Here is a 14,142-nt window from a genome sequence, read left to right on the forward strand (position 1 = left end):
GTAACAATCCGTAAAGAAGCGTGAGTTGGCGAGCTTTGGGAAATGACTATGGTCTGCCGTGACTTGGGGATGCCTAGAACGCGAATCGCTACTTCCGCGCGGTTCCTGTCTTTAGGTTAAGTCAGGGTAGTGGGCAGTTATCGATGAAATTCAGCCGCCAAACCACGCTTCGGTCGCAAGCCACCGTAACGGGCGTTGGCGTTCATTCCGGTTTACCTGTCAGCCTGACGCTTGGACCTGCTCCTGTAGATGCGGGTTTTATTTTTGTCCGCACCGGTCTTGATGAGGCCGACCGCGAAGTTCCCGCCCTCGCTGAATCCGTCACCGCCACCGATCTTGCTACCGTTCTCGGCGACCGCGAAGGCCCGCTGGTTTCCACGGCCGAGCATGTGCTCGCTGCCCTGCGCGGCATGGGCGTCGATAACGCCATCATCGAAGTCGACGGTCCCGAAGTTCCGATCATGGACGGCAGCGCGGCAGCCTTCGTTGCCGCCATCGATCAGGCCGGCATTGTCTCCCAGTCGGCCTCCCGCCGGTTCATTCAGATCTTGAAGCCGGTGCAGGTCGCGATCGGCGATAGCTTCGGCGAGCTGCGCCCGCATGCAGGCGGGTTCCGTGTCGAGGTCGAGATTGACTTCGCCAATCCGGTGATCGGCCGCCAGAATTTCTCGCTCGATCTTAACCCCGAAAGCTTCCGCCGCGAGGTTTCCCGCGCCCGGACGTTTGGCTTCATGAATGACGTGGCGCGGCTCTGGAGCGCTGGTTTTGCGCGCGGCGCCTCGTTTGAGAATACGGTGGTGCTTGACGACGCCCGGCTGCTCAACACCGAAGGGCTGCGCTTCAGTGATGAATGCGCCCGCCACAAGGCGCTGGACGCGGTTGGTGACCTTACCCTGGCTGGTTTGCCGCTGCTCGGCGCCTACCGCTCGGTGCGTGGCGGCCACAAGCTGAACCACGCCGTGCTGACGGCCCTGCTGGCCGATCGCAGCGCGTGGCGGGTGGTCGAGGCCGAACCGGCACGCCGTCCCCGCGGCTATGTCGAGGCCGGCGCGGGCATGGTGGGCGGCTTGATCGCCCCCGCCTATGGTCCGGACGTTTCCTGACTTTCGCTGGTGAATTGTCCTGACTTTGGCTGTGAAAGGCCGGGGCTTCTTGTGCCGTACAGGAACACTTTCCGTAGTATCCACAATTGGTAACGCTGCCATCCAGCCGCCTTAATCCGGGCGAATTGGCTGCGTATTCGGTTGGTTGAGGGCCATTTTTCGGCTACAGAGGCTCGCGGTCACACGACAAGCGCCATGAGTCCTTGAAGAATTGGGTACCAAACGTATTGGGCACGGGGAATATGGCATCCATGACCGCGGTTCATGGACGGGCGGGCTCAGTCATCCACCGCATCAAAGGCGTCAGGTCACAGATTCAATGTCGGCACAGCGTATGACGCTTGAACCACGCAAATTATCCGGGCTTTCCGGACTCGCCGGCGCCGGACGGTCGCTGCGGCTGGCGGCGGGCCTGATTACGCTCGCCATTCCCTTGAGCGGATGCGGCACCGGCGCACTCTGGGACAAGTTCACCGCCAAGGACGATACCTTCAACGAGGAACCGGCGGACAAGCTCTACAATGAGGGCTTGTATCTGATGAATCAGCGCAAGGATAACAAGGCGGCGTCGAAGAAATTCGAGGAAGTCGATCGCCAGCATCCCTATTCGGACTGGGCGCGCAAATCGCTGCTGATGTCGGCCTATTCCTTCTACAACCAAGGCGACTATGACAGCTGCATCGGCGCTGCGACCCGTTACGTCACCCTGCATCCCGGCAGCGCTGACGCGGCTTACGCGCAATATCTGATCGCGGCCTCGCATTACGACCAGATCCCGGACATCTCCCGCGACCAGGGCCGCACCGAAAAGGCGATCGCGGCGCTGGAAGAGGTGATTCGCAAGTACCCGACTTCCGAATATGCGACCTCCGCCAAGGCCAAGCTCGAAGGCGCCCGCGACCAACTCGCCGGCAAGGAATTGGATGTCGGCCGCTATTATTTGGATAAGCGCGACTTCACCCCGGCCATCAATCGCTTCAAGACCGTGGTCACCCGCTATCAGACCACGCGCCATGTCGAGGAAGCGCTGTTCCGTCTTACCGAGGCCTATATGGCGATCGGCATCGTCGGCGAGGCGCAGACGGCGGCGGCCGTGCTTGGGCACAATTTTCCTGACAGCCGCTGGTACAAGGACGCCTATAATCTTGTAAAGTCGGGTGGTCTCGAGCCGAACGAGAACAAGGGTTCCTATATTTCCAGGGCCTTCAAGAAGATGGGTCTCGGTTCCTTGATGAATACGGATCGCGGTTAGGAATAATCTTCGCATGCTGGCGCGTCTGTCGATCCGTGACATCGTCCTGATCGAACGGCTCGATATCGAATTCTCCCGTGGGCTGGCGGTGCTGACCGGCGAGACCGGCGCGGGCAAATCCATCCTGCTCGATGCCTTCGCGCTGGCGCTCGGCGGCCGCGGCGATTCGGGCCTGGTTCGCCATGGCGCGGAGCAGGGCCAGGTGACGGCCACCTTCGATGTCCCCAAGGGCCATCCGGCCGCGAGGATCCTGTCCGAGAACGGCCTCGACGATACCGGGGAAATGATTCTGCGCCGCGTCCAACTCGCCGACGGCCGCACCCGCGCCTTCGTCAACGACCAGTCAATCAGCGTGCAGACCCTGAAAGCCGTGGGCGCGGCGCTGGTCGAGATTCACGGCCAGCACGACGAGCGCGCGCTGGTCGACGCCTCGACGCACCGCCAGTTGCTCGACGCCTTTGCCGGGCTGGAGAAAGAGGTCGCGGCAGTGGAAACGCTCTGGGAGGCGCGGCGCACCGCCAATCAAGCGCTCGACGCGCACCGCGCCAGCATGGAACGCGCCGCGCGCGAGGCGGACTATCTGCGCCACGCCGCCGACGAACTCAAAGCCCTGAAGCCGAAGGACGGCGAGGAGACGGCCCTCGCCGGACGCCGCACCACCATGATGCAGGGCGAGAAGATCGCCAGCGACCTCCGCGAAGCGCAGGAGGCCGTCGGCGGTCCGCATTCGCCGGTGCCGGCGCTGGCTGCCGCGGTACGCCGCCTCGAACGCCGCGCCGCCAATTCGCCTGCGCTGGTTGAGCCGGCGGTGAAGGCGATCGATATCGCGATCAACGCGCTGGAAGAGGCCGACCAGCATCTGAGTGCAGCCCTGGTCGCGGCCGATTTCGACCCGGCCGAGCTGGAGCGCATCGAGGAGCGGCTGTTTGCGCTGCGCGCCGCCTCGCGCAAATATTCGACGCCGGTCGACGGGCTGGCGGCGCTCGCGGCCAAATTCGTCTCCGACGTCGCGCTGATCGATGCCGGCGCCGATCAGTTGAAGAAGCTGGAAGCGGCCGCCAACGAGGCCGACCAGCGCTACGGCGCGGCGGCGACGAAGCTGTCTGAGGCCCGCAACAAGTCCGCCGAGAAGCTCAACAAGGCGGTGAACGCTGAACTTGCGCCGCTGAAACTCGAGCGCGCAAAATTCATGACGCAGGTCGAAACCGACGCGAACTCGCCGGGGCCGCAGGGCATCGACCGCGTCGAGTTCTGGGTGCAGACCAATCCGGGCACCAAGGCAGGCCCGCTGATGAAGGTTGCTTCCGGCGGCGAGCTGTCGCGCTTCCTGCTGGCGCTCAAGGTGGTGCTGTCCGACCGCGGTTCAGCGCCTACGCTGGTGTTCGACGAAATCGATACCGGCGTCGGCGGTGCGGTGGCGGACGCGATCGGCGCGCGGCTTTCGCGGCTGGCCGGCCAGGTCCAGGTCATGGCGGTGACGCATGCGCCGCAGGTCGCGGCAAGGGCGAACCAGCATTTGCTCATTTCCAAGGACGCGCTCGACAAGGGCAAGCGCGTGGCTACCCGCGTCAACGCGCTCGCCGCCGACCACCGCCGCGAGGAAATCGCCCGCATGCTGGCGGGTGCGGAGATCACCGCGGAAGCGCGCGCGGCGGCGGAACGGCTGTTGCGCGCGGCGACGGCTTAGGTCTCAATCGTCATTCCGGGGCGATGCGAAGCATCGAACCCGGAATCTCGAGATTCCGGGTCTGGTCCTTCGGACCATCCCGGAATGACAAAGTCAGATACATATCGACTCGTATAAATCCTTCCATTCGGGATTCTCCGCTTCGATCAACTGTACCTTCCAGCTCCTTTTCCACTTTTTGAGTTCTTTCTCGCGCGTAATCGCAGAAACAGGATCGTCGTAGACTTCGAACCAAACAAGCTGTGTAATATTGTATTTGGAAGTGAGGCCGGGCACCGCCTTTATTCGGTGCTCGTAAACCCGGCGCACGAGATCGTTGGCCACGCCGATATAGATTGCACCGTCCCGTCTACTCGCGATGATATAAACGTAGTAGCTCATGATTGTTGCAAATTGCCTGTTAACAACCAGTCATTCCGGGGCGATGCGCAGCATCGAACCCGGAATCTCGAGATTCCGGGTTCGCGCTTCGCGCGCCCCGGAATGACGGGGACTTAGCTTTCAGCATGATAGCAAAATCCAAAACAAAAACACCCACCGACGTCGAGAAGCTCACCAAGGCCCAGGCCAAGGTCGAGCACAAGCGGCTTTCGCTGGAGCTTGAGGCCCACAACGAGCGCTATTACCAGAAGGACGCGCCGACCGTGTCGGACGCCGCCTATGACGCGCTGCGCCAGCGGCTGGAGGCCATTGAGACAAGGTTTCCCGATCTCGTCACGACGGATTCGCCGACGCAAAAGGTTGGCGCCGCGCCCGCGCGCGGCTTCGCGAAAGTGCAGCATGCCGTTCCCATGCTGTCGCTCGGCAACGCCTTCAGCGATGAGGACGTCACGGAGTTCGTTGATCGTATCCGGCGGTTTCTCAAGCTCGATGCCGACCATATTCCGGCGCTCGTCGCCGAACCGAAGATCGACGGCCTGTCGCTGTCGTTGCGCTACGAAAGCGGCGAGCTGGTCCGCGCGGCAACCCGTGGCGACGGTTTTACCGGCGAGGATGTCACCGCCAACGTTCGCACCATCAAGGATATTCCGCACACGCTGAAGGGCCGCCATATTCCGGCGGCCTGCGAAATGCGCGGCGAAGTCTACATGCTCAAGAAGGACTTTCTCGAGCTCAACAAGAAGCAGGCGGAAGCCGACGACACGGTGTTCGCCAATCCGCGCAATTCGGCGGCGGGCTCGCTGCGCCAGAAGGACGTTTCGATCACGGCGTCGCGGCCGCTGAAGTTTTTCGCCTATACCTGGGGCGAGATGAGCGAACGTCCGGCCGATACCCAGCACGGCATGCTGGAGTGGATGGACAAGGCCGGCTTTGTCGTCAATCCACGGACGAAGCTTTGCAAGGATGTTGACGCCGTCCTGAAATTCTACAGCAAGATCGGCGAGGAGCGCGCCTCGCTCGGCTACGATATCGACGGCGTGGTCTACAAAGTCGACCGGCTCGACTGGCAAGACCGCCTCGGCTTTGTTTCGCGCAGCCCGCGCTGGGCGATTGCGCACAAATTCGCGGCTGAGCAGGCGACGACGATCCTCAATGGCATCGATATCCAGGTTGGCCGCACCGGTGCGCTGACGCCGGTGGCGCGGCTCGAGCCGGTTACCGTCGGCGGCGTCGTCGTGTCGAATGCGACGCTGCATAATGAGGATTACATCAAGGGCATCGGCAACGACGGCGATCCGATTCGCGACGGCGTCGATCTTCGCGTCGGCGACACGGTTGTGGTCCAGCGCGCCGGCGACGTGATTCCGCAGGTCGTCAGCGTCGTCATGGACAAGCGGCCGAAGACCGCGAAGCCTTACAAGTTTCCGGAGACATGTCCGGTATGCGGCAGCCATGCGGTGCGCGAGGAAGACGAGGCGGTGCGCCGCTGCACCGGCGCGCTGATCTGCCCGGCGCAGGCGATGGAGCGGCTGAAGCATTTCGTCTCGCGGCTGGCGTTCGATATCGACGGCCTCGGCGACAAGCAGATCCAGGAATTTTACGAAGACGGTCTCGTGATGTCGCCGGTTGACATCTTCACGCTGCAGAAGCGCGATGCGCGATCGACCAGCAAGCTGATGGAACGCGAGGGCTATGGCGAGACCTCGGTGCGCAATCTGTTCAATGCGATCGACGCCCGCCGCTCGATCGAACTGCACCGGCTGATCTTCGCGCTCGGCATCCGCCATGTCGGCGAGGGCAACGCAAAGCTGCTGGCGCGGCATTACGGCACGATCGAGAACTTTCGCGAGGCGATGCTGGCCGCGGCCAAGGGGACAAAGGACGAAGAGAATACGACCGAGGCCAATCAGGACCTCAACAATATCGGCGGCATCGGCGAGATCGTCGCCGACGCGGTGGTGGAGTTCTTCGCCGAGCCGCGCAACGTGAAGGCGCTCGGCGAACTGCTGCGCGAGATCGAGGTGAAGCCCGCCGAACAGCCGCGCAAGAGCTCGCCGGTTTCGGACAAGACCGTGGTGTTCACGGGCTCGCTGACCAAGTTCACCCGCGACGAAGCCAAGGCGATGGCGGAGCGGCTCGGCGCCAAGGTTGCAGGCTCGGTATCGAAGAAGACGGACTATGTCGTGGCGGGTGAGGATGCGGGCTCCAAGCTCACCAAGGCGCGCGAGCTTGGCGTAGCCGTGCTGACGGAAGACGAATGGCTGAAACTGATCGGGGAGTGAGCGGCGCATCACGCACTCCGTTGTCGTCACCCGCGAAGGCGGGCGACCCAGTACTCCAGAGGCATTTGTTTTCTACCCGAGAAGCCGCGGCGTACTGGATCGCCCGCTTTCGCGGGCGACGACAGTTGAGCGTGAGGCGCTGACGTTGCCCACAACCCTCACAACATCCCGCTCTCTTCCTCCTCCGCCTTCTTGATCAATTCCTCGCTGACCACGACCGTTGGCCGCGGCACGAGGAAGAACATCGCCGACGCACAGGCGATCGACAGCGCGAAGATCGCGGCCGTCAAGGGCAGCGTGGTGGTGGAGTGGCCGCCAAGATAGGCGCCGAATTGCGAGACCAGCGCGCCGATGCCCTGCTGCAGGAAGCCCATGGCACCTGCTGCGGTGCCGGCGGCCTCGGGACGGACGCTGATGGCGCCAGCTGCGGCATTGTTCATCACGAAGGCGTTGGCGACCATGACGATCATCTGGGTGCCGAACAGCCAGAGCGGCGCCTGGTTGGTCCCGACGATGCTGAAGGTCAGGTTCAGCAGCGCGCCGCCGAACTGCAGCGCCAGCCCGAACCAGATCAGCTTCTCCAGCGAATGTCGCGGCGCGAAGCGGACGCAGAACAGGTTGCCGACCAGATACGCAAATCCGGTGGTCGCAAACCAGGCGCCGTACTCGGCGGTGGTGCGGCCCATCTGCGTCACCACGATGTAAGGCCCGCCGCCGGCAAAGGTGAAGATGATCTGGGAAGCCAGCACCTGGCACAGCACATAGCCGATAAAGGCGCGGTCGCGGATCAGCTTGCCGACATCGCCACGGAAGCTGCTGCTCTCGCCGCGGTCGCGCCGCGTCTCGGGCAGCGCAACTGTTATCAGCACGGCGACACCGAGCGACGCCGCGGTGATGGAATAGAAGATCGCGCGCCAGCCGAACGCGGTCTCCAGCAGGCCGCCGGCGAGCGCGCTGAGCATCTGCGCCACCATCATCACCCCGATGACGAGGCTGATCATGGAGCTGATGCGATCGCGGCTGTAGAGGTCGCGGATGATGGCGCGGCTCACCACCATGCCGGTGGCGCCGCCGAGCGCCTGCAGGAAGCGCGCGGCGATCAGTTGCGGCAGCGTCTGCGCCAGCGAGCAGCCGATGCTGGCCGCCACCATCAGGGCAAGGCCCGCGAGCAGTACCGGACGGCGGCCGAACCTGTCCGACAGCGGCCCCATGATGAGCTGCGAGCAGGCGATGCCGACCATATAGAGCGACACCGTCATCTGCGCGATCGAAATGTCGCCATGGAACGTCGTCGCCAGCACGGGCAGCGCCGGCACCAGCATATATAGCGAGATCGGCGCGACGCCGGTCATCGCGACCAGCATCAGCAGCATGATTTTCGAGGTCGCGACGGCATCCGCCGCCGCGCCGGGCGGCTTGCCCACGACGCCGTGCATTCAGTCCGATCCTGTTTTGGTTGAATCGGACTTTTAACCGAATAGCTCAGCGGGAATACGGACGTTTCGGCATGCAGCCATGCCGAATTCGGGAGGCGGGACGTGATGCTTCGTCTCGCGCAACAAACTCCGCTGTCATCACCCGCGCAGAAAGCGGGTGATCCAGTATTCCAGAGCAGTCAGCGAGTGAGCCGAGAGAGCCCGGCGTACTGGGTCCCCCGCTTTCGCGGGGAACGACGATCATGTATCAGGCAGCAACGATTAAAGCGGCAGCAGCGCCGCGGTCGCCTCATCCAGCCATAGTTTCGTGGCGTTGTCATCGAGATGCGGGCGCACCGCGCGGTTGACGCGCTCGTGGTAATCATTCAGCCACTTCAGTTCGGTGGCGCTCAGCATATTCACGTCGATCAGGCGGCGATCGATCGGCGCCAGCGTCAGCGTCTCGAAGGCATTCACCGGCTTGTCGGCACCCGCGACATCGGTGCCGATGACGAGTTCGAGGTTCTCGATCCGGATGCCGTAGGCGTCGGTCTTGTAATAGCCGGGCTCGTTGGAAAGGATCATGCCGCGCTTCAGCGGCGTGGTCCCGAGCTTGGAAATCCGCGCCGGGCCTTCGTGCACCGACAGATAGCTGCCGACGCCGTGGCCGGTGCCGTGCTCGAAATCGAGGCCTGCCTGCCACAAAAATTGCCGCGCAAAGGAATCGAGCTGCGCGCCGGTGGTGCCGTCGGGAAAGATCGCGCGCGCGATCGCGATGTGTCCGCGCAGCACGCGCGTGAAGCGATCGCGCATTTCGTCTGATGGCGTGCCGATCGCAATCGTGCGGGTGACGTCGGTGGTGCCGTCTTCATATTGCGCGCCGGAATCGATCAGCAGGAGATCGCCGGGCGAAATCCGCCGGTTGCTCTTGCGGGTGACGCGGTAATGCACGATCGCGCCGTTCGGTCCGGTGCCGGCGATGGTCGGAAACGAAACATCCTTCAGCGCGCAGGTCTGGCGCCGAAAGGTTTCCAGCGCCTCGACGGTATCGATTTCCGTCAACGCGCCGGAGGGCGCCTCGCGGTCGATCCAGGCGAGGAAGCGCGTCAGCGCCACCGCGTCGCGCCGGTGCGCGGTCCGCGTGCCCTCGATCTCGGTGATGTTCTTCACCGCCTTCAACAAGCTCACCGGATCGCTGCCGCGCACCGGTTTGCCGCCGGCGCCTGCGATCAGGCGGCTGAGCGCGTCCGCGGCGGTGGCGTTGTCGAGGGCGATCGCGGCGCCGCTGCGCGCGAGCTCGGTCAGATCAGGGACCAGCGCGTCGGGATCCCGGACATCGGCTGATTGTTCGAGATGGTCGCGCGTCAGGTTGGAAAGCTTGCGGTGGTCGATGAAGATCGTGGGGCGGCCGTCCTTTGGCACCAGCGCGTAGGACAAAGGCAGCGGCGTATGCGAGACGTCAGCGCCGCGCACGTTGAAGGTCCAGGCCACCGCATGGCTGTCCGATAGCACCAGCGCCTCGACCCCGAGCTTGTTGATCTCGAGTCGGATCCGCTTGAGCTTTTCGCCCTCGATCTCGCCGGAAAACTGTACGCCATGAACGGAAACGGGGCCGAGCGGCGGGGCCGGGCGCTCGGTCCACACCTGGTCCAGCGGGTTGCTGTCGACCGCGATCAGCTCCGCACCCGCCTTGGCGCAGGCGGCCGCGAGACGCTCGGCTGCCGCGGAAGTGTGCAGCCACGGGTCAAAACCGAGGCGGTCGCCGGCCGCAAGGTGCTTGCCCAGCCAGTGTTCCGGCGGCGGATCGGCCAGCGGCTCGATATGCCAGGCCTTGCGGTCGACCTGCTTGGCGGCCTGCAGCGTATAGCGGCCATCGACGAAAACGGCGGCCTCGCGCGTCAGGACGATCGCCATGCCGGCCGAACCGGTGAAGCCGGTGAGCCAGGCCAGCCGCTCTTCGGAGGGCGGGACATACTCGTTTTGCTGCTGATCTGCGCGCGGAATCACGAATCCGGTGAGCTTCCGGCGTGCCAGCTCCTCGCGGAAGCGGGCCAGCCGTGCGGACAGCGCCACGCCGCCTTCGGGTTCTTCGAATGTCTGGAAATGGGCTTCGAACATCGCCTTGTCACTCTAGAGTTGGGCGGAGCGGTGCGCAATGCAGCGGCATCGGCCACAATTTGGCATAATCCGTGCTTCAATGTAGCCGTCCGCGTTAGTCGGATGGAACGGTTTTGCGTGCAGGCCGTTCGGCTGAAAATACTGGGAGGCTCCAGGAGTGTTTCAACTCAACGAAGAGGGGATGCACCATGCCTGTTTTCACGTTTGAGAAGATTTCGCCGCCGACGGCTCGTGGCCCTGTTCCCCCCGTCGTCAACAAGAAGCAACGTGGTGTCATCGTTCAGATCCTGGACCGATTTGCGGAAGCACGCGTCAAACGGTCGTTGAAGAAAGAAAACGGCGTGATCGCCCGCAACGGCCGAAGACCGGCCGACTAGAGTTTCAGCTTACCTTGCGCAGCAACAGGCTGCTCCAGCCTTCGATACGCAGGTGCCGCAACGGCACCAGCCCACGGGCGCGATAGGCGGCGATGACGCCGGGCGCCTGAGGCGTCAGCAGGCCCGACAGAATGACCAGCGCCGATGGCGCCAGATGCCGCGCCATCGGCGCTGCCAGTTGCCGCAACGGATTGGCGAGAATATTCGCCAGCACCAGATCGAACGGCGCAGCAGCCACGAATTGCGGCGCGGAAAAACCGGTGGCGCGGATCGCCTGCACCAGATGCCCCGCTACGTTCAGTCGCGCGTTTTCGCGGGCGACCTGCACCGAGGGCGGATCGATATCGCTCGCCAGCACTTTTTCATGCAGCGCCCTGGCAGCGGCGATTGCCAGCACGCCGGTGCCGGTGCCGAGATCGAGCACGCGGCGCGGGCGCCAGGCTTTCAGAACATGATCGAGCAGCAGCAGGCAGCCGCGCGTCGTGCCGTGGTGGCCGGTGCCGAACGCCAGCGCCGCCTCGATTTCGATGCCGATCTTGTTGGGCGAGATCCTGTCGCGGTCATGCTGGCCGTGGACGATGAAGCGTCCGGCCGGCACGGGGACGAGGTCTTCGAGACTGGCCTTGACCCAATCCTTGGCCTCGACCGTGTCGAAGACGATGCCCTCGGCGATGTCCCGACCTGCGGCATTGGCCACGAGTTCGCGAACCAGCCGCTGATCCGGCGGCTCGGCAAAATGCACCGTGACGTCCCATCGGCCATCCGGCCGTTCGAACGCGGCGATCGCGGCCTGGCCCTCAAAAAAAAATTCGGTCAGCGCATCGACGACGCCTTTGGCTGCATGCTCGCCACCGATGGCAAAGCTGACACGATACGTAGAGGCAATGGAAGTCATGGAAGAACCTGGAGAAAAGCGGGAGGGTGGGTGGGAGGCGGTATTTCGTTCAAATTTGAACAAATTTCATGTCGCAATATCCCGAAAAGTTGGGTTCCCGTCGTTAGAACAACCTTAGATGAATCCCCGTAGGTTTCCGGACAGGAACTGCAGGGGGCGCCCCGGGTTCCGTGAACACATAACCCAGGTCGAAACAGCCATGAAATCGCTCATTACTTCATTTCTTAAGGACGAGTCAGGAGCCACGGCCATTGAGTATGGCCTGATCGCAGCAGGCATCGCGATCGCGATCATTACCGCCGTGAACGGTCTCGGCACCAAGCTCAGCACGAACTTCGATACCATCAGCAACTCGCTGAAGTAACAGCCCATTTCGGGGGCATTTCGGGACCGGGCGCGCCAAGCGCCCGGTCCCTTTCGTTTTGGGTCAGGGTTGCTGCGGTGAAGTATCCACTTTCCATCCACAGCCCGCAGCGGCATTGGCGACCCCGTTATGCGCGGTGGATACCGGCTCTTTCCACAGTCGCTGCGGCGAGTTTTCGACAATCAATCCACAGGCTTTTCCCGTCATTATCCACCGGCTCTGCACATCTGTCTGCGGCACGGTCCGCCTTGTAAGCCGAAGGCAAATCGCGGGACCTGGTTAAAATCCAGTTCACGGCCCTCGTACACCTCCGATTCACCGCGCCCCCAGTTGGCTCCCCACGCCGGCTTAATGGAACCGCACATTAAGTTGCCAAGCCTAAGAACGGGGCACGCTGAAAGCAGCGAAAACGAAAACACAGGGGGAATTCATGAAGAAGATTACCGCAGTTTGTGCCTTGATGTGCGCCCTGAGCGCGTATGTAAGCTATCCGTCGGCCACCGTGTCCGGCAACGCGACGCCTTCGCTGGCGCTGTCGATGCAGGAATCCCGTTCGCTTCCGATCGAATCCTACGACGCCGTTTGATTTGATAATTTAATCGTTTCGCAAGGCGCGACGCCGGTCCCGGTGTCGCCGCCTTGTGCGTTTCATTAGCTTATCCGAACAGCGCGCGGTGATCGCCCAGGATGGTCCGCGCGGCGTTGTGACCGGGGGCGCCGGTGACGCCGCCGCCGGGATGGGCCCCTGAGCCGCAATGGTAGAGCCCTTTCAGCGGCCCGCGATAATCCGCATGGCCCAGCATCGGCCGCGCCGAGAACAACTGGTTGAGCGTCAAGGCGCCATGAAAAATGTCGCCGCCGAGCAGGCCGAACTGCCGCTCGAGGTCTAGCGGCGACAGCATCTGGCGGCCGATCACGCTTCCCGCAAAGCCCGGTGCGAATTTATCTACCGTCGCGATCATGAGGTCGGCGACCTCCTCACGATGATCGTCCCATGATTTTCCATCCGGCAATTCCGGCGCGACATGCTGGCAGAACAGGCTCGCGACATGTTGGCCCTCCGGCGCCAGCGAGGAGTCGAGCGTCGAGGGGATCAGCACCTCCACCACCGGCTCGCGGCTCCAGCCATGGCTTCGTGCGTCCTGCCAGGCGCGATCCATGTAGCCGAGACTCGGCGCCAGAATGATGCCGGCGGTGAGATGGTCGCCGGCGCCGGGTAGTGCGGTGAAAGAGGGCAGGGCGTTCAGCGCGACGTTCATGCGAAAAGTGCCGGAGCCGTTGCGCCAGCGCGAGATGCGTTCGAGGAATTCCGGCGCCAGCGCGCCCGACGGCACGAGCCGCGTATACAGCAATTTCGGATTGACGCCGGAGACGATGTATTTCGCGCGGATGGTTTTGCCGTTGTCGAGGATGACGCCCGCAGCGCGCCCGCCCTCGACGATCACTTCGCGCACGCCGGCTTCCGTTTCGATCTCGGCGCCATGGGCGCGCGCCGCGTGCGCCATTGCTAGCGTGATTGCGCCCATGCCGCCGATCGCATGGCCCCATACGCCCTTCTTGCCGTTCACCTCGCCGAACGCGTGGTGCAGCATGACGTAGGCCGAGCCGGCGGCGTAGGGGCTGGCGTAATTGCCGACGATGGCGTCGAAGCCGAACAGCGCTTTCACCAGGTCGTTTTCAAAACGCTCGTCCAGCATCTCGCCGGCGGAGCGCGTGAACAGGTCGAGCAGGTTGCGCTGCTGCTCCAGTGAAAGCTTGCGCAGGATGCCGGCCGTGCCGACCGCATTGAAAGCCTCGCGAATCGCGCCGACCCCAAAACCCTGGACGATGTTCGGCGGCGCGCGCAGCACGAACTGCCGCAGCACGTCGGCGATGGCCTCCAGCTCGCGCGAGAAGGCGTCGATGGCGCCGGCATCGTGCCGGCTGAGTTTTTCCACCGAGGCCTGCGTGCGGCCCTCGCCGGTCAGGAGATAGCTGCCGTCGGGCGCGGGCAGAAAATTCTGCGCGCGGCGCTCGACGATGCGCAGGCCGTGTTCGGCGAGCTTCAGGTCGGCAATGATCTGCGGATTGAGCAGGCTGACGGTATAGGCGGCTACCGAGTTGCGGAAGCCGGGATGGAATTCCTCGGTCACGGCGGCGCCGCCGACCACCTTGCGGCGCTCGACCACTTTTACGTGCAGCCCGGCCATCGCGAGATAGGCGGCGCAGGTGAGGCCGTTATGGCCCGCCCCAATGATGACAACGTCCGTCTCGTTCATGCCAGCTTCA

The 14,142-nt window shown here is 63.5% G+C and carries 12 protein-coding genes; 7 read left to right on the forward strand and 5 right to left on the reverse strand.

Going from position 1 to position 14,142, the window contains the following annotated elements; translation table 11 throughout:
- Window positions 1–143 precede the first annotated feature (143 nt).
- The 3 genes from lpxC (at window position 144) to recN (ending at window position 4,042) form a co-directional block, all read left to right on the forward strand.
- Window positions 144–1,103: a UDP-3-O-acyl-N-acetylglucosamine deacetylase gene (lpxC, locus tag V1283_RS02625; RefSeq protein ID WP_334384885.1), complete on the forward strand. Its 960-nt coding sequence runs from the start codon at window positions 144–146 to the stop codon at window positions 1,101–1,103.
- Window positions 1,104–1,422: 319 nt separating this feature from the next.
- Window positions 1,423–2,355 (forward strand): outer membrane protein assembly factor BamD, encoded by a 933-nt coding sequence (locus V1283_RS02630; RefSeq protein WP_334384886.1) that lies wholly within the window; start codon window positions 1,423–1,425, stop codon window positions 2,353–2,355.
- Between the two features lie 13 nt (window positions 2,356–2,368).
- Window positions 2,369–4,042 carry a DNA repair protein RecN gene (gene recN, locus V1283_RS02635; RefSeq protein ID WP_334384887.1) on the forward strand — a complete coding sequence of 558 codons (1,674 nt, stop codon included), beginning with the start codon at window positions 2,369–2,371 and terminating at the stop codon, window positions 4,040–4,042.
- A 93-nt stretch (window positions 4,043–4,135) separates the two neighbouring features.
- Here recN and V1283_RS02640 read toward each other — a convergent pair whose 3' ends face one another.
- Window positions 4,136–4,423: a GIY-YIG nuclease family protein gene (locus V1283_RS02640; RefSeq protein WP_334384888.1), complete on the reverse strand. Its 288-nt coding sequence runs from the start codon at window positions 4,421–4,423 to the stop codon at window positions 4,136–4,138.
- Between the two features lie 125 nt (window positions 4,424–4,548).
- Between V1283_RS02640 and ligA the strand changes: the two genes are divergently transcribed.
- Window positions 4,549–6,705, forward strand: a complete 2,157-nt coding sequence (gene ligA, locus V1283_RS02645; protein WP_334384889.1) for an NAD-dependent DNA ligase LigA — start codon at window positions 4,549–4,551, stop codon at window positions 6,703–6,705.
- 158 nt (window positions 6,706–6,863) lie between these two features.
- On the opposite strand, the gene V1283_RS02650 is transcribed toward ligA, so the two are convergent.
- Entirely contained in the window at window positions 6,864–8,141 is a 1,278-nt protein-coding gene (locus V1283_RS02650; protein ID WP_334384890.1) for a multidrug effflux MFS transporter, read from the reverse strand.
- A gap of 261 nt (window positions 8,142–8,402) precedes the next feature.
- Complete coding sequence (locus tag V1283_RS02655) at window positions 8,403–10,238, reverse strand: aminopeptidase P family protein (protein WP_334384891.1); 1,836 nt, start codon at window positions 10,236–10,238, stop codon at window positions 8,403–8,405.
- 188 nt (window positions 10,239–10,426) lie between these two features.
- Between V1283_RS02655 and V1283_RS02660 the strand changes: the two genes are divergently transcribed.
- Window positions 10,427–10,615 carry a hypothetical protein gene (locus tag V1283_RS02660; RefSeq protein ID WP_334384892.1) on the forward strand — a complete coding sequence of 63 codons (189 nt, stop codon included), beginning with the start codon at window positions 10,427–10,429 and terminating at the stop codon, window positions 10,613–10,615.
- Between the two features lie 4 nt (window positions 10,616–10,619).
- On the opposite strand, the gene V1283_RS02665 is transcribed toward V1283_RS02660, so the two are convergent.
- Window positions 10,620–11,510: a 50S ribosomal protein L11 methyltransferase gene (locus tag V1283_RS02665; protein WP_334384893.1), complete on the reverse strand. Its 891-nt coding sequence runs from the start codon at window positions 11,508–11,510 to the stop codon at window positions 10,620–10,622.
- 199 nt (window positions 11,511–11,709) lie between these two features.
- Here V1283_RS02665 and V1283_RS02670 point away from each other — a divergent pair, with 199 nt between their 5' ends.
- Window positions 11,710–11,874, forward strand: a complete 165-nt coding sequence (locus tag V1283_RS02670; protein WP_334384894.1) for a Flp family type IVb pilin — start codon at window positions 11,710–11,712, stop codon at window positions 11,872–11,874.
- Window positions 11,875–12,304: 430 nt separating this feature from the next.
- Window positions 12,305–12,460, forward strand: coding sequence for a hypothetical protein (locus V1283_RS02675; protein WP_334384895.1), 156 nt, complete (start codon window positions 12,305–12,307; stop codon window positions 12,458–12,460).
- A 70-nt stretch (window positions 12,461–12,530) separates the two neighbouring features.
- On the opposite strand, the gene V1283_RS02680 is transcribed toward V1283_RS02675, so the two are convergent.
- Window positions 12,531–14,132, reverse strand: coding sequence for a phytoene desaturase family protein (locus V1283_RS02680; protein WP_334384896.1), 1,602 nt, complete (start codon window positions 14,130–14,132; stop codon window positions 12,531–12,533).
- Between the last annotated feature and the right edge of the window lie 10 nt (window positions 14,133–14,142).

Source organism: Bradyrhizobium sp. AZCC 2262 (genome assembly GCF_036924535.1).
Classification (GTDB): domain Bacteria; phylum Pseudomonadota; class Alphaproteobacteria; order Rhizobiales; family Xanthobacteraceae; genus Bradyrhizobium.

What these genes read in the sequence shown, in the direction of transcription:
- lpxC (WP_334384885.1), top strand. Translation starts at nt 144, where the DNA reads ATGAAATTCAGCCGCCAAACCACGCTTCGGTCGCAAGCCACCGTAACG.
- V1283_RS02630 (WP_334384886.1), top strand. Translation starts at nt 1,423, where the DNA reads ATGTCGGCACAGCGTATGACGCTTGAACCACGCAAATTATCCGGGCTT.
- recN (WP_334384887.1), top strand. Translation starts at nt 2,369, where the DNA reads ATGCTGGCGCGTCTGTCGATCCGTGACATCGTCCTGATCGAACGGCTC.
- V1283_RS02640 (WP_334384888.1), bottom strand. Translation starts at nt 4,423, where the DNA reads ATGAGCTACTACGTTTATATCATCGCGAGTAGACGGGACGGTGCAATC.
- ligA (WP_334384889.1), top strand. Translation starts at nt 4,549, where the DNA reads ATGATAGCAAAATCCAAAACAAAAACACCCACCGACGTCGAGAAGCTC.
- V1283_RS02650 (WP_334384890.1), bottom strand. Translation starts at nt 8,141, where the DNA reads ATGCACGGCGTCGTGGGCAAGCCGCCCGGCGCGGCGGCGGATGCCGTC.
- V1283_RS02655 (WP_334384891.1), bottom strand. Translation starts at nt 10,238, where the DNA reads ATGTTCGAAGCCCATTTCCAGACATTCGAAGAACCCGAAGGCGGCGTG.
- V1283_RS02660 (WP_334384892.1), top strand. Translation starts at nt 10,427, where the DNA reads ATGCCTGTTTTCACGTTTGAGAAGATTTCGCCGCCGACGGCTCGTGGC.
- V1283_RS02665 (WP_334384893.1), bottom strand. Translation starts at nt 11,510, where the DNA reads ATGACTTCCATTGCCTCTACGTATCGTGTCAGCTTTGCCATCGGTGGC.
- V1283_RS02670 (WP_334384894.1), top strand. Translation starts at nt 11,710, where the DNA reads ATGAAATCGCTCATTACTTCATTTCTTAAGGACGAGTCAGGAGCCACG.
- V1283_RS02675 (WP_334384895.1), top strand. Translation starts at nt 12,305, where the DNA reads ATGAAGAAGATTACCGCAGTTTGTGCCTTGATGTGCGCCCTGAGCGCG.
- V1283_RS02680 (WP_334384896.1), bottom strand. Translation starts at nt 14,132, where the DNA reads ATGAACGAGACGGACGTTGTCATCATTGGGGCGGGCCATAACGGCCTC.